Consider the following 247-nt stretch of genomic DNA (forward strand, 5'->3'; position numbering starts at 1 on the left):
GCTTTTTCCTGTAAAGCCGCTGGATATGTTCCGATGTTTTTGGATATTTTATTCCTCTTTCCGATTGCTGTGCATACCATGCAGACTGCACTCTGGCGATCTCTTTATGAAAATATCTTTCCATGGAAAGATACTTTCTTCCCAGAATAAAAGCTCGGCCATTTCCAGAATCATAACAGGTCATCAGATTATGAAGTCCAGGATCAATAGATAAATAATGTCCATTCTGGGAAAGCTGTTCCGGCTC

1 protein-coding gene is annotated in these 247 nt (G+C 40.5%); it reads right to left on the minus strand.

Annotation, left to right across the window (positions count from 1 at the left end):
* Positions 1 to 247 (minus strand): transposase (locus GPK60_RS09755; protein ID WP_215659723.1); only part of this gene is annotated, 247 nt, incomplete at both ends.

Origin of the sequence: Ruminococcus sp. MCC718 (assembly GCF_018783905.1) — a bacterium.
GTDB classification, from domain to species: Bacteria; Bacillota; Clostridia; order Lachnospirales; family Lachnospiraceae; genus Hominisplanchenecus; species Hominisplanchenecus faecis.